The sequence below is a fragment of the Kitasatospora sp. NPDC051705 genome (assembly GCF_044453265.1).
Taxonomy (GTDB): Bacteria; Actinomycetota; Actinomycetes; order Streptomycetales; family Streptomycetaceae; genus Kitasatospora.
Genome location: NZ_JBITCO010000016.1, coordinates 20284 through 41365, shown reverse-complemented (window position 1 = coordinate 41365; position 21082 = coordinate 20284). Strand labels below are relative to the sequence as shown.

Annotated in this window: 15 protein-coding genes; 11 read left to right on the top strand and 4 right to left on the bottom strand. The window is 75.1% G+C overall.

Features of this window, described 5'->3' with window-relative positions; translation table 11 throughout:
• Positions 1-56 precede the first annotated feature (56 nt).
• Both ACIA8Q_RS20985 and ACIA8Q_RS20980 read left to right on the top strand, forming a co-directional pair.
• Positions 57-1178, top strand: a complete 1122-nt coding sequence (locus ACIA8Q_RS20985; RefSeq protein WP_360213008.1) for an alpha/beta hydrolase-fold protein — start codon at positions 57-59, stop codon at positions 1176-1178.
• 129 nt (positions 1179-1307) lie between these two features.
• Entirely contained in the window at positions 1308-3878 is a 2571-nt protein-coding gene (locus ACIA8Q_RS20980; RefSeq protein WP_360213006.1) for a glycosyltransferase family 39 protein, read from the top strand.
• A 103-nt stretch (positions 3879-3981) separates the two neighbouring features.
• Here the strand turns inward: ACIA8Q_RS20980 and moaA are convergent, their stop codons facing one another.
• The gene (gene moaA, locus ACIA8Q_RS20975) at positions 3982-4977 is read right to left on the bottom strand and encodes a GTP 3',8-cyclase MoaA (RefSeq protein WP_360213004.1); all 996 of its coding nucleotides are present in this window, start codon (positions 4975-4977) and stop codon (positions 3982-3984) included.
• Positions 4978-5123: 146 nt separating this feature from the next.
• On the opposite strand from moaA, the gene ACIA8Q_RS20970 reads away from it, so the two are divergent.
• The 5 genes from ACIA8Q_RS20970 (at position 5124) to ACIA8Q_RS20950 (ending at position 10156) form a co-directional block, all read left to right on the top strand.
• The gene (locus ACIA8Q_RS20970; protein WP_360213002.1) at positions 5124-5735 is read left to right on the top strand and encodes a nucleotidyltransferase family protein; all 612 of its coding nucleotides are present in this window, start codon (positions 5124-5126) and stop codon (positions 5733-5735) included.
• 162 nt (positions 5736-5897) lie between these two features.
• Positions 5898-6758, top strand: coding sequence for a hypothetical protein (locus tag ACIA8Q_RS20965; protein ID WP_360213000.1), 861 nt, complete (start codon positions 5898-5900; stop codon positions 6756-6758).
• Positions 6759-6959: 201 nt separating this feature from the next.
• Positions 6960-7802 (top strand): hypothetical protein, encoded by an 843-nt coding sequence (locus ACIA8Q_RS20960; protein ID WP_360212998.1) that lies wholly within the window; start codon positions 6960-6962, stop codon positions 7800-7802.
• Between the two features lie 166 nt (positions 7803-7968).
• The gene (locus ACIA8Q_RS20955; protein ID WP_360212996.1) at positions 7969-8904 is read left to right on the top strand and encodes a (2Fe-2S)-binding protein; all 936 of its coding nucleotides are present in this window, start codon (positions 7969-7971) and stop codon (positions 8902-8904) included.
• Between the two features lie 214 nt (positions 8905-9118).
• Complete coding sequence (locus ACIA8Q_RS20950) at positions 9119-10156, top strand: DUF2637 domain-containing protein (protein WP_360212994.1); 1038 nt, start codon at positions 9119-9121, stop codon at positions 10154-10156.
• Between the two features lie 127 nt (positions 10157-10283).
• On the opposite strand, the gene ACIA8Q_RS20945 is transcribed toward ACIA8Q_RS20950, so the two are convergent.
• Entirely contained in the window at positions 10284-12584 is a 2301-nt protein-coding gene (locus ACIA8Q_RS20945) for a SpoIIE family protein phosphatase (protein ID WP_360212992.1), read from the bottom strand.
• A gap of 376 nt (positions 12585-12960) precedes the next feature.
• Entirely contained in the window at positions 12961-13476 is a 516-nt protein-coding gene (locus tag ACIA8Q_RS20940; protein ID WP_360212990.1) for an ATP-binding protein, read from the bottom strand.
• Between the two features lie 532 nt (positions 13477-14008).
• On the opposite strand from ACIA8Q_RS20940, the gene ACIA8Q_RS20935 reads away from it, so the two are divergent.
• The 4 genes from ACIA8Q_RS20935 (at position 14009) to ACIA8Q_RS20920 (ending at position 18268) form a co-directional block, all read left to right on the top strand.
• A complete protein-coding gene (locus ACIA8Q_RS20935; protein WP_360212988.1) occupies positions 14009-14719 on the top strand; it encodes an urease subunit gamma in 711 nt (236 codons plus the stop codon).
• Positions 14716-16431 carry an urease subunit alpha gene (locus ACIA8Q_RS20930; protein ID WP_387904817.1) on the top strand — a complete coding sequence of 572 codons (1716 nt, stop codon included), beginning with the start codon at positions 14716-14718 and terminating at the stop codon, positions 16429-16431. The genes ACIA8Q_RS20935 and ACIA8Q_RS20930 overlap by 4 nt, the downstream gene beginning before the upstream one ends.
• 32 nt (positions 16432-16463) lie before the next feature.
• Entirely contained in the window at positions 16464-17510 is a 1047-nt protein-coding gene (locus ACIA8Q_RS20925) for an agmatine deiminase family protein (protein ID WP_360212986.1), read from the top strand.
• A gap of 158 nt (positions 17511-17668) precedes the next feature.
• On the top strand, positions 17669-18268 hold the full coding sequence (locus ACIA8Q_RS20920) for a TetR/AcrR family transcriptional regulator (protein ID WP_360212984.1): 600 nt from the start codon (positions 17669-17671) through the stop codon (positions 18266-18268).
• A gap of 688 nt (positions 18269-18956) precedes the next feature.
• On the opposite strand, the gene ACIA8Q_RS20915 is transcribed toward ACIA8Q_RS20920, so the two are convergent.
• A complete protein-coding gene (locus ACIA8Q_RS20915; protein ID WP_360212982.1) occupies positions 18957-20735 on the bottom strand; it encodes a protein phosphatase 2C domain-containing protein in 1779 nt (592 codons plus the stop codon).
• Positions 20736-21082: the final 347 nt, after the last annotated feature.

Sequence of the window (21082 nt, the reverse complement as noted above, 5' to 3'; positions counted from 1 at the left end):
AGGGCTACGTCAGGGGGCGTACGGGGGCGCCGACGGAGGTCAACTACGATCGGCCCGTGCTCAGTCTCACCGGCCTCCCGCTCCAGATCGCCGCCTCGGTCATCGCGATCCTCGTCTTCGCCGCCACCATGTGGCTCTGGCCGCGGTTCGGCGGGAAGGGCTGGAAGTCCTGGGCGGGCCGGATCGGCGCCTTCCTCGCCGCCCAGGTCTCCGTGCTGGTCGCGATGGGCCTGATCGCCAACGGCTACTTCGGCTTCTACAGCTCCTGGACCGACCTGCTCGGCACCAGCGGCGGCCTGGGCACGGTGGTCGACCACTCGCCCAACGCCTCCGGGGTGTCCGTCACCGGCGAGCAGAAGTTCTACTCCGCCCAGGGCTCGGAGCCCGACCGCTCCGGGCTGATCCAGAAGGTCGACGTCAAAGGAGCGGGCAGCGGCCTGAGCAGCGAGGCCTACGTCTACCTGCCCCCGCAGTACTTCCAGCCGGACTACGCCAAGCAGCGCTTCCCGATGGCCCTGGTGCTCACCGGCTACCCCGGCACCCCGGAGAAGCTGATCTCGCTGATGCAGTACCCGGCGTCCACCCTCTCCGCGATCGAGCAGAAGAAGCTGCCGCCGACCATCCTGGTGATGACCCGCCCCACGCTCGTCGGCAACCGGGACACCGAGTGCGTCGACGTCCCGAACGGCCCGCAGGTGGAGACCTTCTTCACCAGCGACCTGCCCAAGGCCCTCGCCACCTCCTACCGGATCGGCACCGACCCGGCGAACCGCGCCGTGATCGGGAACTCCACCGGCGGCTACTGCGCCCTCAAGTTCGCGCTGCGCAAGCCCGACTCCTACCGCGCGGCGGTCGCGCTCTCCGGCTACTACAGCGCGGCCCACGACGAGACCACCGGCGACCTCTTCGGCGGCAGCGACCGGCTGAAGCAGGAGAACGACCTGCTGTGGCGGCTGAAGAACCAGCCGCCGGCCCCGGTCTCCCTGCTGCTGACCACCGCCAACGACGAGAACAACTTCGGCGAGACCCAGGCCATGGTCGGCGCCTTCAAGGCCCCGACCAAGATGTCCACCATCACCCTGGACACCGCCGGCCACAACTTCCACACCTGGACCCGGGAGATCCCCCCGGCCCTGGAGTGGCTGGGCAAGCACCTCTCGATGCCGCCCGCGGCGTAGCCGAAGCCCGGACCCGACAGGGGGCCGGCAGGGCTCCGGCAGGGCCCGACGGGGCGCGGTCCCGAGATCACACCCACCTCACAGCCGCGTCTCACGCTCCTCTCAGCCGCGCCACGCAGCGTATGGCGCATGACCACGACCAGCTACTCCACTCCGGCCGGGGACCCGTGGCCCGAGGCCGCGAACTTCCCGCCGCCGGAGGTGCCGCAGCCGGACCCCGCCCAGCCGGACCCGGCACCGCTCTTCCCCGAGCAACCCCTGCCGCCCACCGGTCCCAAGGGCGTCGCCTCCTGGTCCGGCCGGCTGCGCACCCTGCCCGCCCGCACCTGGCGCGGGCGGGCGGACGACCCGCGCTGGGTGCGCCCGGCCCTGCTGGCACTGCTGGCCGCCACCGCCGTCCTCTACCTCTGGGGCCTGAGCGCCTCGGGCTGGGCCAACGCCTTCTACTCGGCCGCCGTCCAGGCCGGCAGCCAGAGCTGGAAGGCCCTGTTCTTCGGCTCCTCCGACGCCGGCAACTTCATCACCGTCGACAAGCCGCCGCTGTCGCTGTGGCCGATGGCCCTGTCGGCGCGGATCTTCGGGCTCTCCTCCTGGTCCGTCCTGGCCCCGCAGGCGCTGATGGGCGCCGCCACCGTCGGCGTGCTGTACGCGACGGTGCGCAGACGCTTCTCCCCGCTCGGCGGTCTGCTCGCCGGGGCCGCGCTGGCGCTCACCCCGGTGGCGGCGCTGATGTTCCGCTTCAACAACCCGGACGCGCTGCTGGCCCTGCTGCTCACTCTGGCCGGCTACGGGCTGGTGCGGGCGATCGAGGCGGCCGGCACCCGGTGGCTGCTGTTCACCGGGGTGATGTTCGGCCTGGCCTTCCTCACCAAGACCCTGCAGGCCTTCCTGGTGCTGCCCGCCTTCGCGCTGGTCTACCTGGTGGTCGCGCCGACCGGCCTGTGGCGCCGGGTGCGCCAGCTGCTGCTGGCCGGCGCCGCGATGGTGGTCGCCGGCGGCTGGTGGGTGGCCGTCGTCGAACTGCTGCCGGCCTCCGCCCGCCCGTACATCGGCGGCTCGCAGGACAACAGCTTCCTCTCCCTCACCTTCGGCTACAACGGCCTCGGCCGGATCAACGGCGACGAGACCGGCAGCGTCGGCGGCGGCGGCCGGCTCCCGGCCGGCATCGAGGCACCGACCGGCGCGATGCGCGGCGGCCGCGGCTGGGGCGAGACCGGCATCACCCGGCTGTTCGACGGCGACATCGGCGGGCAGATCGCCTGGCTGCTGCCGGCCGCACTGATCCTGCTGGTCGCCGGCCTCTGGGCGACCCGCCGCTACGGCCGGACGGACACCGCGCGCGCGGCGTTCCTGGTCTGGGGCGGGGCGCTGCTCTCCACCGCGCTGGTGTTCAGCTTCATGTCCGGCATCTTCCACCAGTACTACACGGTGGCGCTGGCCCCGGCCGTCGCGGCGCTGGTCGGCATGGGCGTGGACGGGCTGTGGCGGGCGCGGCACCGGTTGCCGTGGGCGCTGGTGCTGGCCGGCACCCTCGCGGTGACGGCGGTCTGGGCGTTCGTCCTGCTCGGGCGCAGCGGGGACTTCCTGCCGTGGCTGCGCTGGGCGGTGCTGGTCGGCGGCCTGGCCGCGGCGGTCGCGCTGGTGGCCGGGCAGTTCGCGGGCCGGGTCGACGGCCGGCGGGGGGCGCGGATCGCCTCCGTGTCGGGCCTGGTGGGCCTGGCGGCGGCGCTCGGCGGTCCGGCGGCCTACGCGGTGGACACCGTCGGCACGCCGCACACCGGCTCCATCGTGACGGCCGGACCGGCCGTGCAGGGCGCCTTCGGGCCGGGCGGCGGCGGCCGCGGCGGCAAGGGCTTCGCCGGCAACGGCCGGATGTTCCTGCCGGGCGGGCAGAACGGCGGCGGCGTCAACGGCGTCCCGCCGCAGGGCGGTGCCGGCGGGTTCACCGGCGGCGGCCAGAACGGCGGCGGGTTCCCGGGCGGCGGCGTCAACGGCGGTGCCCAGGGCGGCAACGGCGGCTTCCCGGGCGGCGGTTCGGGCAACGGCTCGGGCAACGGCAACGGCTCGGGCGGTTTCCCGAACGGCGGCGACGGCGGTCACCGGGAGCGCGGCAGCGGCGGCGCGAACGGCACCGGCAGGTCCGGCGGGGGCACCGGCGGCTTCAACGGCGGTGGGCAGAACGGCGGCGGCTTCAACGGCGGCAACGGGTTCAACGGCGGCCAGAACGGCGGCGACCGCTCGGGCGGCTTCCCCGGCCCCGGGGGCACGGGCGGCCCCGGGGGCATGGGCGGGCTGCTCGGCGGCACCAAGGTGAGCGACGAGGCGGCCTCCCTGCTGGAGGAGAACGCCGACCACTACACCTGGGCGGCTGCCACCAGCGGCTCGCAGAACGCGGCCAGCTACCAACTCGCCACCGGCAAGCCGGTGATGGCCCTCGGCGGCTTCAACGGCACCGATCCCTCGCTCAGCCTGGCCGGCTTCCAGAAATACGTCCAGGAGGGCAAGGTGCACTGGTTCATCGGCGGCGGCTCGGCCCGGGGCTTCGGGGCCGGCGGTGCCAACGGCGCCGAGGGCGGCCGGGGCGACGGCCGGGAGCAGGAGTCCGAGACGGCCCAGATCGAGAGCTGGGTGGCGAGCCACTTCACCGCGAAGACGGTCGGCTCCACCACCTTCTACGACCTGACGGCCCCGCTCTCCTGACCGTCCCGCGCTCGGGGGCGCACCGCCGGCCGGCGGTGCGCCCCCGAGCGTGTTCGCGGCGGTGTTCCCCGGGTCCTCTCCCCGGGTCCTCCGCGGGGGCTCGTCAGCCGCCGATCGCGGACATCGGGCGGTCGGGCCGGACGAAGTCTGCGGAGTCGATGGCGTGCCCGGGACCCTTGCGCCCGATGGTGGCCCGCCAGGCCTCCTCGATCCGGTCGTCGTCGGCGCCGCCGCGCAGCAGGGCCCGCAGGTCGGACTCCTCGGTGGCGAACAGGCAGTTGCGCAGCTGGCCGTCGGCGGTCAGCCGGACCCGGTCGCAGCCGCCGCAGAAGGGGCGGGTGACGGAGGCGATCACCCCGATGACGGTGTCGGTGCCGGCGATCCGCCACTCCTCGGCCGGGGCGTTGCCGTGCCGGCCGACCGGCACCAGGTCGAAGCGGGTGCCGAGTTCGGCCAGGATCTCGTCGGCGGTGACCATCGTCGCCCGGTCCCAGGCGCCCTGGGCGTCCAGCGGCATCGACTCGATGAACCGCATCCGGTACCCGTGCTCGAGGGCGAACTCGGCCAGCGCGACGATCTCGTCCTCGTTCACGCCGCGCACCGGCACCGCGTTGACCTTCACCGGGTCGAGGCCGGCCGCTCGGGCGGCCGCCAGCCCGGCGAACACGTCCGCGATCCGGTCCCGGCGCGTGATCCGCGCGTACCGCTCGGGGCTCAGGGTGTCCAGGCTGACGTTCACCCGGTGCAGCCCCGCCTCGCGCAGCGCCACCGCCGTGCGGGCCAGGCCGATCCCGTTGGTGGTGAGCGAGACCTCCGGCCCGAGCGCGGTGATCCGCCCGACGAGCGCCGGCAGGCCCCGGCGCAGCAGCGGCTCCCCGCCGGTCAGCCGCACCGAGGTGATCCCCAGCCGGCCGACGGCGATCCGCACCAGCCGCAGCACCTCGTCGTCGCTCAGCACCTCGGCCTTCGGCAGCCAGTTCAGGCCTTCGGCCGGCATGCAGTAGGTGCAGCGCAGGTTGCAGCGGTCGGTGAGCGAGACCCGCAGGTCGGTGTGGACCCTGCCGAAGCGGTCCAGCAGCGGGCGCGGTGCGGTGTTCATCGACCCAGTACAGGGGCTGGCGGGCCGCAGGGCCAGCGGCCGAACCACCGGGGACCGTCCCCGACCTGCGGGTTCGCCTTGTGCATTCGTACAACTGTGGCTTCCTACGGCTGCGGGCGGGCCGCCCGGGCGGGCAGGCTGGGCCCATGCAGACCACCGAGACCCCACCCGGCCCCGTCGCCGCGCTGGTGCTCGCCGCGGGCGGCGGCCGGCGCCTGGGCGGACGGCCCAAGGCCCTCGTCCGGTACGCGGGCCGGCCCCTGGTCGAGCACGCGGTGGCCGTGGTGCGGGCCGGCGGCTGCCCGGACGTGACGGTGGTGCTCGGCGCCGAGGGCCACCGGGTCCGTTCGACGGCGCACCTGCCGGGCTGCCGGCTGGTGGACAACCCGGACTGGGCCGAGGGCATGGGCTCCTCGCTGCGGGCCGGCCTGGCGGCGCTGGCACCCGGCACGTCGGCGGTGCTGGTGATGCTGGTGGACACCCCCGGCGTCACCCCGGCCGCGGTGGCCCGCCTGCTGGCCGCGCACCGGGCCGGTGCCGAGCTGGCCGCCGCGGCCTACGACGGGCGGCGCGGACACCCCGTGCTGATCGGCGCCCGGCACTTCGCGGAGGCGGCCGCGGGCGCCCGCGGCGACGCCGGGGCCCGCGCGCTGCTGGCCGCGCACCGGGCGGCCACCACCCTGGTCGAGTGCGCCGACGTCGCCGTCCCGGACGACCTGGACACCCCCGCCGACCTGGCCCGCTGGGCGGCCGGCTGACCCCTCCCGCCCCTCCGGGTGCCCGAAGCACCCGGAGCCCGCACGGACCGGGCGCACACCCCTGATCCATCCCGGAGGATTGCCCCATTCCGCGCCAAGCGCCCGCTGTTTCGGGGAGCATGGAAACGTCCCACCACCCGACTCGAACGGACGGAGCCCGCGATGGCCGGACTGCCCGACGACTTCACCGGACACGACCCCGCCCTGCCAGGGCCAGGGGCGGGCGGTGGCGCCCGGGCGATCCGCTGCCCCGCCTGCCGCCGGGAGCACCTGTACGAACCACCCTCGCTGCCCTGTCCGTGCGGCGCCTCCCTGAAGGTGCCGCTGCTGCGCGGCGGGGTGCCGGTGCAGGTCCGGTTCCGCTCCTGGGAGGACTCCTGGCTGAGCATGCGCTGCCCGCACTGCGGCCGCTCCGACCAGTGGCCGCAGCCCGAGTTCACCTGCAACTGCGGCGCCACCGTACGGCTCCCCGTGGACCGCACCACCCGGCTCGGCGGCGGCACCGCCGGACCGCTCGCCGCCCCCGGCCCACAGACCTCCCGCCCGCACCCCGCCCACCCGATGGGCGCACCGGTGCCCGCCCCGCCCGGCGGCTCCGCCGGCCCCGGCGGCCGGCCCAGGCCGTTCCGGCACCGCGCACCGTTCCGCCCGCACCCGGTGCGCACCTCGCAGGACGCGGTGTTCACCGCCGCCCGCTACCTGGAGTGGCTCGGCTTCGACGACCTGGAGCTGACGGAGGCCCAGGAACGCGACGGGGTGACCCTGTTGGGCAGCCGGATGGTCGCCCAGGTGGACACCTGGACCGAGCCGGCCGACGTGAAGTCGGTGGAGTGCCTGTGGCTGCAGACCCTGCACGCCGAGGAGATGGCCGCCGCCATGTTCACCCTCGCCGGCTACTCCCACCAGGCCACCGTGCGCGGCGAGCAGCTGCTGGTCGCCCTGTTCAGCCTGGACCTGGCCGGGGTGCCGCAGCCCGCGAACGGCGCCGCCGAGGCGCTGATGGAGACCGGCTGGACGTCCTGACCCGACCGGAACCCCTCTAGATCATTTCCTCCGCCGACGCAAGAACCTCCGCTCGTGATCTGGTGCACAAGCTCACCCCCGTGTTGAATTGCCGCCACAGCGCGGGCCTTCGCGCTGCCGTCGCCATGCTGGCGGGAGTTGACGGCAGCGCAGCTGGGGCAGGCCCGTGCCCTGCTGGATGGCGCACACAAGGAGGTGGCGTTGTCGGAGCACGGATGGAACCCGAGCGGCCCGGACGAACGGGGGCGGGCGGCAGCGGAGGAACCGGGCGACACCGTGTGGCGGCTGAGGTCACGGGGGTGCTGGCAGGAGGCGGCCGAACTGCTGCGCCCGGCTGCCGAACGGGACCCGGAAGCGGCCCTCGCCCGAGCCGAACTCCTCATCGAACAGTGCCTCTTCACCGCCGCGCACTGGGCCCAGGCGGAACAGGCGCTGCGCCTGGCCGAAGCCCTGGCGACCGGCACCGAGCAGCGCGCGGCCGCCGCCTGCGCCCGCGGCTTCCTGGCGTACCTGGCCAGCGTGCTCGGCCCGCGGGACCGCCTGGACGAGGCCCAGGCCGCCCTCGGGCGCACCTCGGCACTGCTGCCGCCGGATGCCCCGGGCCGTCCGCTGCTGGACTTCCGGCGCGGGCTGGTCGCCGAGAACCTGCTGCGCGACCGCGGCGCGGCCTGGATCGCCTACCGGCGCGCGCACGACGGCGCCGGCGAGCGGGGGGACGAGCTGCTGCGCTCCTACACCTGGCGCCACCTGGCCGCGCTGGCGCTGGCCCGCGGGGACCGCGGCCACGCCCGCGAGGGCTTCGACGCCTCGCTGCGGCTGCGCGAGCAACTCGGGTTCACGGTGGGGGTCGCGCCGGCGCTCGCGGCGCTCGCGGAGGTGTCCGAACCCGCCGAGGCGGCCCGGCTGCGCGCCGAGGCGGCCCGGCTGGTGCACGCGCTGGGCGGGGTGCCGGTGTGGCTCGCACGCCAGCTGGGCACCGTCCACGCGCCGGGGGCTCCCCCGGACGGACGCATCGTCCGCGAGACCCGGGGAACAATCAGCTAAGGTGAGCCTAACCTGGCCGGGGCGAGCAGTGCCCCGGCCGGGTCGCCTTGCCGTTCCCCGGGCACCGCCATGCCCTCCTCCGGCCGGGCCCGACGGGCACCCCGCCCGGCCGGGCGGCGCCGGGCGGTCCACGGGCGGTCCCCGGTCGACCCGATGGGGCCCGCCCATGTCCGCGAGCAGCACCCGGCCCGGCGTCGCGCCGCGCGCCCCCCGTACCACCGAGGCGCACGCCCACGACCCCGTGCCCGACCCGGCCGCCCCCGGCACCGCCGCGTACCGTCGGCTCGCCGTGCTCGCCCCCGTCCTGCGGGTGCGCTGCGCCCCGCCGCGGCGCGACGACGGCTGGATCCCGGCCGCCGACCTGGCCGCCCGCCCCGAGGCGCTGCGCGAACTGATCACCCACGACGCCCGGCAGGGTTCCGCCCGCTACGGCCGGCCGCTGCGCCCGGACGTCGCGGCCGGCTTCGCACTGCACCGCTTCGTCTGGCCGGTCTCCCTGCTCTTCACGGTGCCGTGGTTCCTGGAGCGGCGCGTCCCGCTGCTCACCCCGGCGGACGTCTCGGTGCGCCGCGAGGCCGGCTCGGCCGAACTGACCGTCCGTCCGGGCGCCTTCGCCTGCCTCCCGGACGACCCGGTGGCCGGGGCTCCGCGGGCCCGCCCGGTACCGGACGAGGCCGCGCTGGCCGGCGAACTCCGCTGCGCCCTGGGCGCGTTCCTCGCCCCACTGCTGACCGCCTTCCGTCCGGAGGTGCGGCGCGGTCCGCGGGTGCTGTGGGCGATGGCCACCGACGCGGTGGTGGAGGGGCTCTGGTACGTCGGCGGACTGCTCGGCGAGCAGGAGCGGGCGCGCGACGAACTGTCCGCGCTGCTGCGGCCCCCGTCCGCCGACGGGGGCCCGGAGGCACCGGCGCGCACGCCCGGCGCGGCGGACTGCGCCGCTCCGGCTCCGGCCCCCTTCACTCCGAACGCCGGTTTCGCGGCGGCGGAAGCCGGGTGCACCGGCGCTTCGGACACCGACCGGGCCCGGGCCAGCTGCTGCCTCGTCTACACCGTGCGGCCCGAGGAGATGTGCGGCGGCTGTCCGCGCGTCACGCGGAGTTGACGCACACCCGTACGACGCCGCACCCGAAAAGCCTGGAATTCCGGGAACAATCCGCATCGAATTCATACGACAATGCGAATTCACTGGGGTCAGAAATCCCTCTACTCAGCGCATTGACACCGAATCGGTCATTCCCCCGCCGAGCATCCGCCATGATGGTCCCCGCCATCACGACGCAGGAACGCGACGCAGGAAAGTGAGGCTGGTTCCGGCGATGAAATTGTCCGACATACCGCTCGGCTGGGCCGTCACCGCAGGCGTTGGGCTGCTGGTCAGCGCACTCCTGGTGGCCCTGGCCCGGACCAGGGGAGGCGCCCCCGCCGGCGGGGCGGACTCCTGGGAGCGTTCCGAGGAACGGCGCCGCCGCAAGGAGTCCCTCTACGGCGCCGCCTCGTACACGCTGCTGTTCTGCTGCGCCGCCGTCGCCGCCGCCCTCTCCTTCCACGGACTGGTCGGGTTCGGGGTCCAGAACCTCAACCTCTCCGGCGGCTGGGAGTACCTCGTCCCGTTCGGCCTGGACGGCGCTGCGATGTTCTGCTCGGTGCTCGCCGTCCGCGAGGCCAGCCACGGCGACGCCGCGCTCGGCTCCCGGCTGCTGGTCTGGCTGTTCGCCGGAGCCTCCGCCTGGTTCAACTGGGTGCACGCCCCGCGCGGCTTCGGCCACGCCGGCGCCCCGCAGTTCTTCTCCGGCATGTCCCTCTCCGCGGCCGTCCTGTTCGACCGGGCGCTCAAGCAGACCCGCCGGGCCGCCCTGCGCGAGCAGGGGCTCGTCCCCCGCCCGCTGCCGCAGATCCGCATCGTCCGCTGGCTGCGCGCCCCGCGCGAGACCTACGCGGCCTGGTCGCTGATGCTCCTGGAGGGCGTGCGCAGCCTCGACGAGGCGGTGGACGAGGTGCGTGAGGACAAGCGGGAGCGGGCCCTGGACAAGGAACGCCGGCGGCTCGCCGGGAGGCGCGAGCGCGCCGAGATCCGGGCGATCAGCCGCAGCACCAGCGCCTGGCGCCAACGCGGTGGCGGGGCACGCCAGTTGGAGTCCGGCTCGGAGCCCGCCATAGCCGGCGGGCCGGAGCCGGAGCAGCCCGCCGGACCGCCGGCGGTCGAGGCCGCCGAGGGCGCGGTGGTGCAGCCCGGCCTGCCGGCCCGCCCGGAACGGCGCACCATCGACCTGACGCTCGACGAGGACACCGTGACGCTGCCCCGGCTGGACTCGCTGGAGCGCAAACTCAAGGACCTGGAGCAGCAGTTCGGGTAGCGGCCGGTACCCCGCGGTCGGGTGCGGTGCGGCCCGGTGCGGTCGGGTTGCCCCGCGGTCCGGCGCGTGCGGGCCGCGGGTGCCCGGGCCGTGGGTGCCCGGACGCCCCCGGTCGCCCGGTGGGTGCTCAGGCGGCCGGCGTGCCGCTGAGCTCGAACCACATCCGCTTGCCGGACCCGCGCGGCTCCACGCCCCACGCGTCCGCCAGCGCCTCGACCAGCATCAGCCCGCGCCCGGAGGAGGCCTGCTCCCCCGGGGTCCGGCGGGTCGGCCAGAGGTCGGACTCGTCCTCCACCTCCACCCGCAGCCGGGCCCGGCCGCCGTCCGCGTCCGGCTCCCGGTAGAGCCGGGCGGTGAACATGGCGTCGCGGTCGGTGTGCCGGATCGCGTTGGTGACCAGCTCGGAGGAGAGCAGCTCGGCGGTGTCGATGAACTCGGCGACGCCCCAGCGGCGCAGCGCGTCCCGCAGCTCGGCCCGGACCTCGGCGATCCGCGCCAGGTCGGCCTGGCCGATCCGGCGGCGCAGCTGCTGGGCGGCCAGCCCGCCCGCCGGGCCGTCCCAGCGCAGGAGCAGCAGCGCTATGTCGTCCTCGCGCTCGCTGGAGTCGGCGGCCTGCGAGGCGATCCGGTCGGCCAGCTCCTCCAGCGGGTCGCGGGCCGACTCGGCGGCCGCCGGCAGCGGCCGGGCGAGCGCCCTGGTCAGCCGGGCGACGCCCTCGTCCAGGTCCATGCCGCGCGCCTCGACCAGGCCGTCGGTGCAGAGCAGCACCGTCTCGCCCGGGTCCAGGCTGAACCGGGTGACCCGGTACTCCTGGTCCGGGTCGATGCCCAGCGGCAGCCCGCCGGCCACCGGCACCACGGCGGCGGTGCCGTCGGCGCGGCGCACCACCGGGTCGAGGTGGCCGGCCCGGACGGCGTAGACCACGCCGTAGTCCACGTTGACCTCGGCGTAGGTGCAGGTCGCGAAGTGGTCGGTGTCCAGGTCGGCGAGGAACCGGGAGGCCCGGGCCATCACGGCGGCCGGCGGGTGCCCCTCGGCCGCGTAGGCGCGCAGCGCGATCCGCAGCTGGCCCATGATCCCGGCGGCGTGCACGTCGTGGCCCTGGACGTCCCCGATCACCAGGCCGACGTGGCCGCCGGGCAGCGGGACCACGTCGTACCAGTCGCCGCCGATCTGCAGGCCCGAGCCGGCCGCCAGGTAGCGCACCGCGGTGGTCACCCCCGGCACGGACGGCACGGTGCGCGGCAGCATCACCCGCTGCAGGCCGGCGGCCAGCTCGTGCTCCGCGTCGTGCAGCCGGGCCCGGGCCAGGGACTGGGCGACCAGCCCGCCCAGCGTGGTCAGCAGGGTGCGCTCGTCCGCGTCCAGCTCGCGCTCGTCGTCGAAGCTGACCACGCAGACGCCGATCGCCCGGCCGCTGGCCACCAGCGGCAGGTAGGCCCAGGCGCCGCGCCCGGTGCGGCTGGTCGGCTCCCACACCTGCGGGTAGTTCTCCCGGAAGCCCTCGCGGGTCGCGATGAAGACCGGCGTGCGGTGGCGCAGCGCCTCGGCCGCCGGGTGACCGGCCGGCAGGACCGTGCGGTCCCAGACCGCCAGCGCGTCCGCCCGGTAGCCGGAGGCGCCGAGGATCCGCGCCCGGCCGGCCTCGAAGGAGGCCAGCACCAGGCCGTCCGGCGGCAGTCCGGGCAGCGGGAGCTCGGTGAACACCCGGGCGACGTCACGGACGGTGACCGCCTCGGAGAGGGCGCGCGCCGCCTCCTTGATGAAGCGCGAGCGCTCCTCGCGCAGCAGCGCCATCCGGTCGGCCCGGTCGCGCTTGTGCAGCTCCACGGTGGCGTCCCAGACGAAGCCGACCATCCGGGAGGCCCGGCCGAAGGCGTCCGCGAGCACCCGGCCGCGGAAGCGCACCGCCCGCATGGACCCGTTCGGCCCGACCGTGCGGTAGTAGGCGCCGCACTGGCCCAGCTCGGCGACCGCGCGCTCGACCCGGCGGCGCACCACCGGCGCGTCCTCGGGGTGCAGCAGGGCGAGGAAGGAGCCCGCGGTGCGGTCGAAGCGGCCCTGGTCCATGGTGTCCAGGCCGATGATCGCGCAGGCCCGCTGGTCGCCCTCCAGGACGTCGCGGCGGATGTCCCAGTCGAAGGAGCCGATGCCGTTGGCGGCCATCGCGGGCTCCAGCCAGTCCGGCATGGAGTCCGCGGAGGAGGGCGGCAGACCGCCGGACAGCACCGGCGCCAGCCGCCCGGCGGCGATCCCGGGCGCCGTCCGCAGCGAGTGCCGGCGCGCCGCCTGCGCGGGCGGCTTCGCCCGGCCGGTGCCGGCCGTGGTGGGGCCCGCGGGGGCGGTGGTGGCGGTGGTGGCCTGGTGCTCGACGGCGGACGCGCCGGGAGGAAGCGCCGGCCCCGACGACTCGGGCTCAGTGGGCATGCTGCTCCTGCCGCTGCCGTGGCGGACCGCACCGACCGTCCGGGCGGGCCGCGTGGCGATGTGAGGGGTGGTGCTGGATCGGACGGTGTCGACGGACGGTGTTCAGTCGAGGTTCGGTCTCCCCGCTGCTTCCCGCACGTGGACACACATTCCCACCATCCTGGGCGATGTTCGGCCCAGCGGCAATGGCAACGGGCCGGAAATCTTCCGTTCCGCCTTCTGTTCAGGGCTTCCTTCGACGGCGAATGAATCGCCGTCGAACGGGTTGCCGACGGGGGCGGTGGGCCGGGTGCGCGGGAGCCGACGGGCGTGGCCGCCGGGCGGGTCGGTGAGTGCGGCCGGTGGGGCCGGCGGGCCCGGCGGCGGGCGGGCGGACTCAGGGCAGGGCCAGCTCGAACCAGGTGACCTTGCCCTCGCCGCGCAGCTGGACGCCCCACGCGTCCGCGAGCGCCTCCACCAGCATCAGGCCGCGCCCCGAGGTCGCGTACTCGGCGTCCGGATCCCGGCGGCGGCCGGGAAGTCTGCTCGCGCCGTCCTGCACCTCGATCCGCAGCCGGTGGTCCGACCCCAGCACCGCGTCGAACACCGCGCCCTTGCCGGTGTGCAGCAGGGCGTTGGTCACCAGCTCGGAGGAGAGCAGCTCGGCGGTGTCCGACAGCTCCGGCACCCCCCAGTGGTCCAGCGCCGTCCGCAGCCGCCGCCGGACCGAGCCGACCGCGACGAGGTCGGCCGGGTCGAGCGTCAGGTGGAGCCGGCGGTGCAGCGCGCAGCCGGGGGCCGGAGCACCCGGCAGGGTCGTCCCGGTGCCGGCGGCCGGACCCCGCGCCGGCCCGGACCGGTAGGCGTCGCCGGAACTCGTCCGCTGCCGCGGGAATCGCGACTGACCGTCCATCACCACATGCCCCCGCCCTCGAAACCCGGGCCCCCGCCTCCGGATCCCCCGCCGGCCGGGTGGCCCTTCCGATCTGACCACTCATCCTCATGCCCAGCTGACGGCGTTTGCAACAGTGTGCGTCCGATCACGTGGGGTGAAAGGGGCACGGGAGGGTTCACGTGATCCAACTGCCCGCGCCGGACGGGTTTGCGAAGCGCAGAGGCTGTTTTCGAACCCGCCCCCGCCCGATCCCGCGCACACCCGGCGCCCACTGCGACCGGGCGCCCCGCCCCGCGCCCCCGGTCTCACCCCCGCCGCGCGCCCGGCCCCGCGGCGGACCGGGCGCCCGCCCGCACCCCGCCGCCCCGGTCTCACCCCCGCCGCCCCCGGTCTCACCCCCGCCGCGCGCCCGGCGAGCCGAACCTCTCCGGAGGAGCAACGCTGGACAGGGCGGCGTGCTCCGGGTTCAATGACCCGAGATGTTTGAACGACGTTCTAACATCGTTCCGAAGCCGACCCCCCTCCCCCCGGCGACCGCGAGCGAGGAACCGTGCGACTGACCCCCACCGAGCGGGACCGGCTGCTGATCTTCACAGCAGCCGAGCTGGCCCGCGCCCGCCGAGCCCGCGGCGTACGCCTCAACGTCCCCGAGGCCACCGCCCTGATCGCCGACACCGTCTGCGAGGCCGCCCGCGACGGCCGGCGCCTGGCCGAGGCCATCGAGGCCGGCCGCAGCGTGCTCACCGCCGCCGACGTGCTGCCCGGCGTGCCCGACGTCGTCACCGTCGTCCAGGTCGAGGCCGTCTTCGACGACGGCACCCGGCTGGCCGTGGTCAACGACCCCTTCAAGGGCGCCGGCTCCCTCGGCGACGAGGCCCCCGGCGGCGCGCTGATCGGCGACGGCGCCGGCTACGACCCGGTCGAGGAGACGGTGGTGCTCCCCGTCCACAACACCTCCGGGGTGCCGATCTCCGTCACCTCGCACTTCCACTTCTTCGAGGCCAACCCGCGCCTCGCCTTCGACCGCGCCGCCGCCTACGGCACCCACCTGGCCGTCCCGGCCGGCTCCTCGGTGCGCTTCGACCCCGGCGCCACCGTCGAGGTCGGCCTCGTCCCGATCGGCGGCGACCGCGTCGCCATCGGCTTCGCCGGCCTGGTCGACGGCCCGCTCGACGCGCCCGGCGCCAAGGAGGCCGCCCTGGCCAAGGCCCGCGCCACCGGCTACCTGACCGGCTTCGACGACTCGGAGGTGCCGTCGTGACCGCGATCACCCCCCACGACTACATCGCGGTGCACGGCCCGCGCGCCGGCGACCGCATCCGGCTCGGCGACAGCGGCCTCATCGTCCGCGTCGAGTCCGACTCCCAGGCGCCCGGCGAGGAGTTCCTGGCCGGCTTCGGCAAGACCGCCCGGGACGGCCTGCACCTCAAGGCCGCCGCCGTCCGCGACACCTGCGACGTGGTGATCAGCAACGTCCTGGTGATCGACGCCGTCCAGGGCGTCCGCAAGACCTCGATCGGCCTGATCGGCGGCCGGATCGCCTCGATCGGCCGGGCCGGCAACCCCGACACCCTCGACGGCGTGGACGTCGTCGTCGGCACCGGCACGACGATCGTCTCCGGCGAGGGCATGATCGCCACCGCCGGCGCCATCGACACCCACGTCCACCTGCTGTCGCCGCGCATCATGGAGGCCTCGCTGGCCTCCGGCGTCACCACCATCATCGGCCAGGAGTTCGGCCCCGTCTGGGGCGTCGGCGTCAACTCCCCCTGGGCGCTGCGGCACGCCTTCAACGCCTTCGACGCCTGGCCGGTCAACATCGGCTTCCTCGGCCGCGGCTCCTCCTCCGACGCCGCGCCGCTCGTCGAGGCCCTCGCCGAGGGCGGCGCCTCCGGCTTCAAGGTGCACGAGGACATGGGCGCCCACACCCGCGCCCTGGACACCGCGCTGCGCGTCGCCGAGGAGTACGACGTGCAGGTCGCCCTGCACACCGACGGTCTGAACGAGTGCCTCTCCGTCGAGGACACCCTCAAGGTGCTGGAGGGCCGGACCATCCACGCCTTCCACATCGAGGGCTGCGGCGGCGGACACGTCCCCAACGTCCTCAAGATGGCCGGCGTCCCCAACGTCATCGGCTCCTCCACCAACCCCACCCTGCCCTTCGGCCGGGACGCGCTCGGCGAGCACTTCGGCATGATCGTCTCCGCGCACGACCTCAAGGTCGACCTGCCCGGCGACGCCGCCATGGCCCGCGACCGCATCCGCGCCGGCACCATGGGCGCCGAGGACGTGCTCCACGACCTCGGGGTCATCGGCATCACCTCCTCCGACGCCCAGGGCATGGGCCGCGCCGGCGAGACCGTCCGCCGCACCTTCGCCATGGCCGGCAAGATGAAGGCCGAACTCGGCGCCCTCGACGGCGGCTACGGCACCGTCGAGAGCGGCGACGACAACGAGCGCGTCCTGCGCTACATCGCCAAGCTCACCATCAACCCCGCCATCGCCCACGGACTCGCCCACGAGGTCGGCTCGATCGAGGTCGGCAAGCTCGCCGACATCGTGCTCTGGCGCCCCGACCACTTCGGCGCCAAACCGCAGCTCGTCCTCAAGGCCGGCTTCCCCGCCTACGGCGTCGTCGGCGACCCCAACGCCTCCACCGACCGCTGCGAACCCCTCGTCCTCGGGCCGCAGTTCGGCGCCCACGGCGCCACCGCCGCCGACATCTCGGTCGCCTTCGTCGCCCAGGCCGCCGCCGACGGCGCCTACCTCGACCGCCCCGCCGACGGACTGCCCACCCGCCGCCGCCGCGTCGGCGTCCGCGGCACCCGCGGCATCGGCCCGCGCGACATGGTCCGCAACGCCCGCACCGGCCACGTCGAGGTCACCGAGACCGGACTGGTCTCGCTGGACGGCGCGCCGCTGCGCTCCGAACCCGCCGACAGCGTGTCGCTCAGCCGCCTCTACTTCCTCTGACCCGCCCCCACCCTCCCCTGAAGGAACGCCAGATGACCACGCCCACCCCCGCCTCCCTCGGCTACCGGATGCCCGCCGAGTGGCACCCGCACGACCGCACCTGGATGGCCTTCCCCACCACCAACCCCACCTTCGACACCCCCGAGAACCTGCACGCGGGCCGCGAGGCCTGGGCCGCCGTCGCCAACACCATCGTCCGGTACGAGCCGGTCACGCTGATCGTCAACACCGGCGAGAGCGCCGAGGCCCGCAAGTACGTCTCCGAGCAGGTCGAGATCGTCGAACGCCCGCTGGACGACGCCTGGATGCGCGACATCGGCCCGTCCTTCCTGATCGACGGCAAGGGCTCGCTGGCCGCCGCCGACTGGATCTTCAACGGCTGGGGCGCGCAGTCCTGGGCGCGCTGGGACGACGACCAGCACATCGCCGAGCACATCAGCGAACTCACCGGGGTCCAGCGCTTCGCCTCCCGCCTCATCAACGAGGGCGGCGGCATCCACGTCGACGGCGAGGGCACCGTGCTCGTCACCGAGACCGTCCAGCTCGGCGAGGGCCGCAACTCCGACTGGACCAAGGAGGAGGTCGAGGCCGAGCTGCACGCCTTCCTCGGCACCACCAAGGCCATCTGGCTGCCGCGCGGGCTCACCCGCGACTACGACGAGTTCGGCACCCGCGGACACATCGACATCGTCGCCTCCTTCGTGCGCCCCGGCGTCGTCGTCGCCCACGTCCAGCCCGACCCGGCGCACCCGGACCACCAGGTCTGCCAGGAACTCGTCGCCATCCTGCGCGACTCCACCGACGCCCAGGGCCGCCCCCTGGAGGTCATCGAACTCGCCGCCCCCACCGTCCTGCTGGACGAGGACGGCGAGCCGGTCGACTACTCCTACATCAACCACTACGTGGCCAACGGCGCGGTCGTCCTCTGCGCCTTCGACGACCCGCGCGACCAGGAGGCCGCGGCCGTCCTCGGCCGCGCCTACCCGGGGCGCACCGTCGAACTCGTCGACGCCCGCGGGATCTTCGCCAACGGCGGCGGCATCCACTGCATCACCCAGCAGCAGCCGAAGGCCCTCTGACGCACGGCTCCGGCCGGCTGGGCGCCACCGGAGCGCGGCCCCCGCGGCCCGCTCCGGTGGCGCACCGGCCCGTCCCAGCGCCCCGTCCCCGCGACACTTCCCGGCGCTTCCCAGCGACACTTCCCAGCGACCCGTCCCACCTAGGGAGAGCGACTCACATGGCGGACCCCCGCCCGCGCCGGCCGGCACGCCCCCGCGAGGAGGTCTTCGCCACCGCCAGGGCCGCGATCGCCGAACACGGGCTCGCCAAACTCACCATGGCCGGGCTCGGCAAGCAGCTCCAGATGAGCGCCGGACACCTGCTCTACTACTTCGGCAGCAAGGACCAGCTGCTGCTGGAGACGCTCCGCTGGAGCGAGGACCAGCTCGGCACCCGCCGCCGCGACGCCCTCGCGGACCGCACCCGCGACCCCTGGCAGCGGCTCGACGCCTACCTGCGGCTCTACCTGCCCGAAGGGCCGGGGGATCCGCGGTGGATCCTCTGGGTCGAGGTGTGGGGGCGCTCGCCCGCCAGTGCCGAGATCCGCCAGGGGCAGCAGGAGATCGAGGCGCCCTGGCAGGCCGACCTGGTCGCCCTCATCGAGGACGGCGCCGCCACCGGCCACTTCACGCCCGGCCCCACCGCCGACCGCGCCACCCAGATCCGCGCCCTCCTCGACGGCCTCTCCGTCCCCCTCGCCATCGGCCTCCCCGGCCACCACCACCCCGCCGCCCTCACCCAGGCCACCGCCGTCACCACCATCCTCCTGCGCAACTGACCGCACACGGGGCCCCCTGACGCCACGGCGGCAGCTCCGCGGGGAAAAATATGTCGCCCGGTCTACAGATTCCATCGCGGACACGAACAGATGCCTGGCACGCCAGAAGTCGACCCCTCCGACTTCCTGCGCGACGACCCACACCAAGGACACCCGAGCCCGAAACGGGCACCCCCCGCGCTCGGCATGAATATGGCGACCGGTCTACAGATGCCGCGGCGGCGCGGGGCGTGGGAGCTGGAAGCCGGCGCACGAAAAGTCGGACCCGCCGACTTCCTATGAGGCTGCGCCCCGGCCATCCGAGCCCGCGCGCCCCGCAGCTTGAATATGTCGACCGGTCTACAGATTCAGTCCCAGCAGGGCCGCGGTCGGCGCGCAGGAAGTCGGCCGGGCCGACTTCCTGCGCAGCCGCACCGCAGGGCCGGGCCCGGGCCGGAGTGGGCGCCCCGGGCCAAGAAAATATGTCGACCGGTCTACAGATGTCGCGACGGCGCGGGGCGTGGGAGTGAAGCCGGCGCACGAGAAGTCGGGCCCGCCGACTTCTCGTGCGGCCGTGCGGCCGTGGCGCGGATGCAAATGCGGGTGCGGGTGTGGTGCCGGGTGGCCGCGGCTTGTGGCCCATGTCGCAGCGGGAAGAATATGTCGGTCGGTCTACTGATTTTTTCGGAGGCCCGTGGCCTCGGTCCGGTCATTCGGTCCAGATGGCTGCGGCGGTGCGGTCGTCGGCGTAGCCCTTGGCACGGACCTGGACCTGACGGAGGAAGTCGACGGTGCCCGGTGGGTGCGGGTGTGCCCAGTGGCCGGCCAGGAAGTGGGCGACGGCCGGCTCGTCGGCGATCGGACGGGCCAGGCCGGGGGTGCAGAGCAGCAGGACGTCGCCCGGGGTCGCGGGGACGAGCCGGAAGCGGAACGGTCGCGGTTCCTCCGGCGGCTGCTGGCCCTCCGGATGGTGCAGCAGTCTCGCCGCATAGGCGTCGATCCAGTGGCCGGCGCGCAGCAGGTAGAGCCCGCCCGGGCCGATCCCGAACGCCGCCCGGTAGGCGGCCGCCGGGTCGAGGGACATCAACAGGCAGTGCAGCGCCGCCGGGGACGGCGTGTCCGCCCCCGCGTCCCCCTCCTCCCGCGGCGCCAGGGCGCGCAGCGGGGCGACGGCGCTGGTGGCCAGCCGTTGGAGGCCGTAGCGGAGCCGGTCGCGGGCGCAGTCGCGCAGGTCGGCGGCCAGTCCCTCGCGGCTGCGGCCGATCGCGGCGGCCAGCTGTCGGCACGCCTCGCTCGTGGCGGTGGCGACCGCCTGCGCGGAGACCGCCTCGTCCGCGGCGGTGCCCGTCCGCTCGAAGCCGCCGAGCACCGCGAGCAGCAGCCCGTCCGGACCGTCCCCGAACCGGGTGATCAGCAAGGTGTCCCGGCGCGGCTCGCCCCGGTAGCGGGCGGAGTCGCCGCGCACGGAGACCGCGCGCAGCACGGACTGCCCGTACTGGGCGCCCTCCAGGGCGGTGTCGGGCACGAGCGCCCCGAGCGCACCGGGGTCCGTCTCCGGCACGGCGGTCGGTTCCGGGCCGTAGGTCGGCGGGCGTTCGCCGACGTGCGGCACGGTGGGCCGGTCGGTGGCGCGGGCTGGTCGGGGGGACGGGTGCAGGTCCGGGATGGTCGCGGTGGCGATGGCCGTGGCGAGGGTGTCGGGGCCGGGGTCGGCTTCGGGCCCGGGCTCGGAGGCGTCGGCCGGCTCGGACTCCGGCTCTGGAGCGGGGGTCGGCTCCGGCTCTGGGGCAAGCGTTTGGACGGGCTGCGGTTCGGGTTCCGGGACGGTGTCTTGGGCGGCGTGGTCGGCCCCGGTTCGGGGTTCGGCGGGTTCGGGGGCAGGCTTCTCCAGGGTCACCGTGGGCGGCGCCGGTTCGGATGCCGGCGCCGGCGAGGGGGCGGGGGCGGGGGCGTCCCGGGCGAAGGACGGGGCGGGGAACCGGTGGGTCTCGGCCGGGGTGCGCGGCTGGCCGATCACGCCGATCGCGGTGTCGAACCAATCGTCGATGCTGTCCCGCTCCAACAGCTCGTCCGGGGCCGGGTCCGTGGCCGCTTCGGTCTCGGGCTCCCGGACGGCTTCCGGTCCCGGTTCGCGCCCCGCGGTCGGAGCCTCGACCGACTCCGCCGCGGCTGCCACCGTCACCACAGGGACTCGCTCCGGCCCGGGGCCCGACTCCGACTCCGGCACCGGCACCGGCACCGGCACCGGCACCGAAGCCGACGCGAGCTCCGGCGCGGCGTCCGACTCCGACTCCGGCTCCGGCTCCGGCTCGGCGGTGCGCTGGTGTCCGATGAGGCCGGCCGCCGTGGCGAACCAGTCGTCGACGCTCCCGGCACCCGCGTCCGCCCGCGGGGTGTCGGGGAGGGTGCCCGCGGGGCCTTCGTAGACCTCGTCCCACCAGCCGTCCTCCGGCCGGTGCGGCTGTGCGGGTGCACCCTGCTTGCTCATCTGGCGGCTCCTGGTCGGTCCGTGGTCGCGCCGCCCCCGGCGGGGCCGGACTCGACGTCATTGTCTCCGAGTGCAACGACGCTGTCCGGGTTTCGGCGACAACCGGTCAGCGACCGGAGCGTTCCCGGCCACCGCGCTCACCAGCATGTTCATGGCGGTGTCGACGGCAGGGGGCGCAGCCCTCCCCCGCGGCGTCGCCGGAGGCGCCACCAGCGCTTCACCAGCGGGTTCGGCGACGGGTTCGCCCCGGGGTTCACCACTGCGCCCACGACCGTTCCGTCCGCGCTTGCCGGATGTGCCCGGAGCAGGGCGTTTCCGGGGTGTTCGGGTCCGCGGACGGCCGAAAA

Excerpts from the sequence above, each read along its gene's own strand:
- ACIA8Q_RS20980 (WP_360213006.1), top strand. The coding sequence starts at position 1,308 with ATGACCACGACCAGCTACTCCACTCCGGCCGGGGACCCGTGGCCCGAG.
- moaA (WP_360213004.1), bottom strand. The coding sequence starts at position 4,977 with ATGAACACCGCACCGCGCCCGCTGCTGGACCGCTTCGGCAGGGTCCAC.
- ACIA8Q_RS20970 (WP_360213002.1), top strand. The coding sequence starts at position 5,124 with ATGCAGACCACCGAGACCCCACCCGGCCCCGTCGCCGCGCTGGTGCTC.
- ACIA8Q_RS20965 (WP_360213000.1), top strand. The coding sequence starts at position 5,898 with ATGGCCGGACTGCCCGACGACTTCACCGGACACGACCCCGCCCTGCCA.
- ACIA8Q_RS20955 (WP_360212996.1), top strand. The coding sequence starts at position 7,969 with ATGTCCGCGAGCAGCACCCGGCCCGGCGTCGCGCCGCGCGCCCCCCGT.
- ACIA8Q_RS20950 (WP_360212994.1), top strand. The coding sequence starts at position 9,119 with ATGAAATTGTCCGACATACCGCTCGGCTGGGCCGTCACCGCAGGCGTT.
- ACIA8Q_RS20945 (WP_360212992.1), bottom strand. The coding sequence starts at position 12,584 with ATGCCCACTGAGCCCGAGTCGTCGGGGCCGGCGCTTCCTCCCGGCGCG.
- ACIA8Q_RS20940 (WP_360212990.1), bottom strand. The coding sequence starts at position 13,476 with ATGGACGGTCAGTCGCGATTCCCGCGGCAGCGGACGAGTTCCGGCGAC.
- ACIA8Q_RS20925 (WP_360212986.1), top strand. The coding sequence starts at position 16,464 with ATGACCACGCCCACCCCCGCCTCCCTCGGCTACCGGATGCCCGCCGAG.
- ACIA8Q_RS20920 (WP_360212984.1), top strand. The coding sequence starts at position 17,669 with ATGGCGGACCCCCGCCCGCGCCGGCCGGCACGCCCCCGCGAGGAGGTC.
- ACIA8Q_RS20915 (WP_360212982.1), bottom strand. The coding sequence starts at position 20,735 with ATGAGCAAGCAGGGTGCACCCGCACAGCCGCACCGGCCGGAGGACGGC.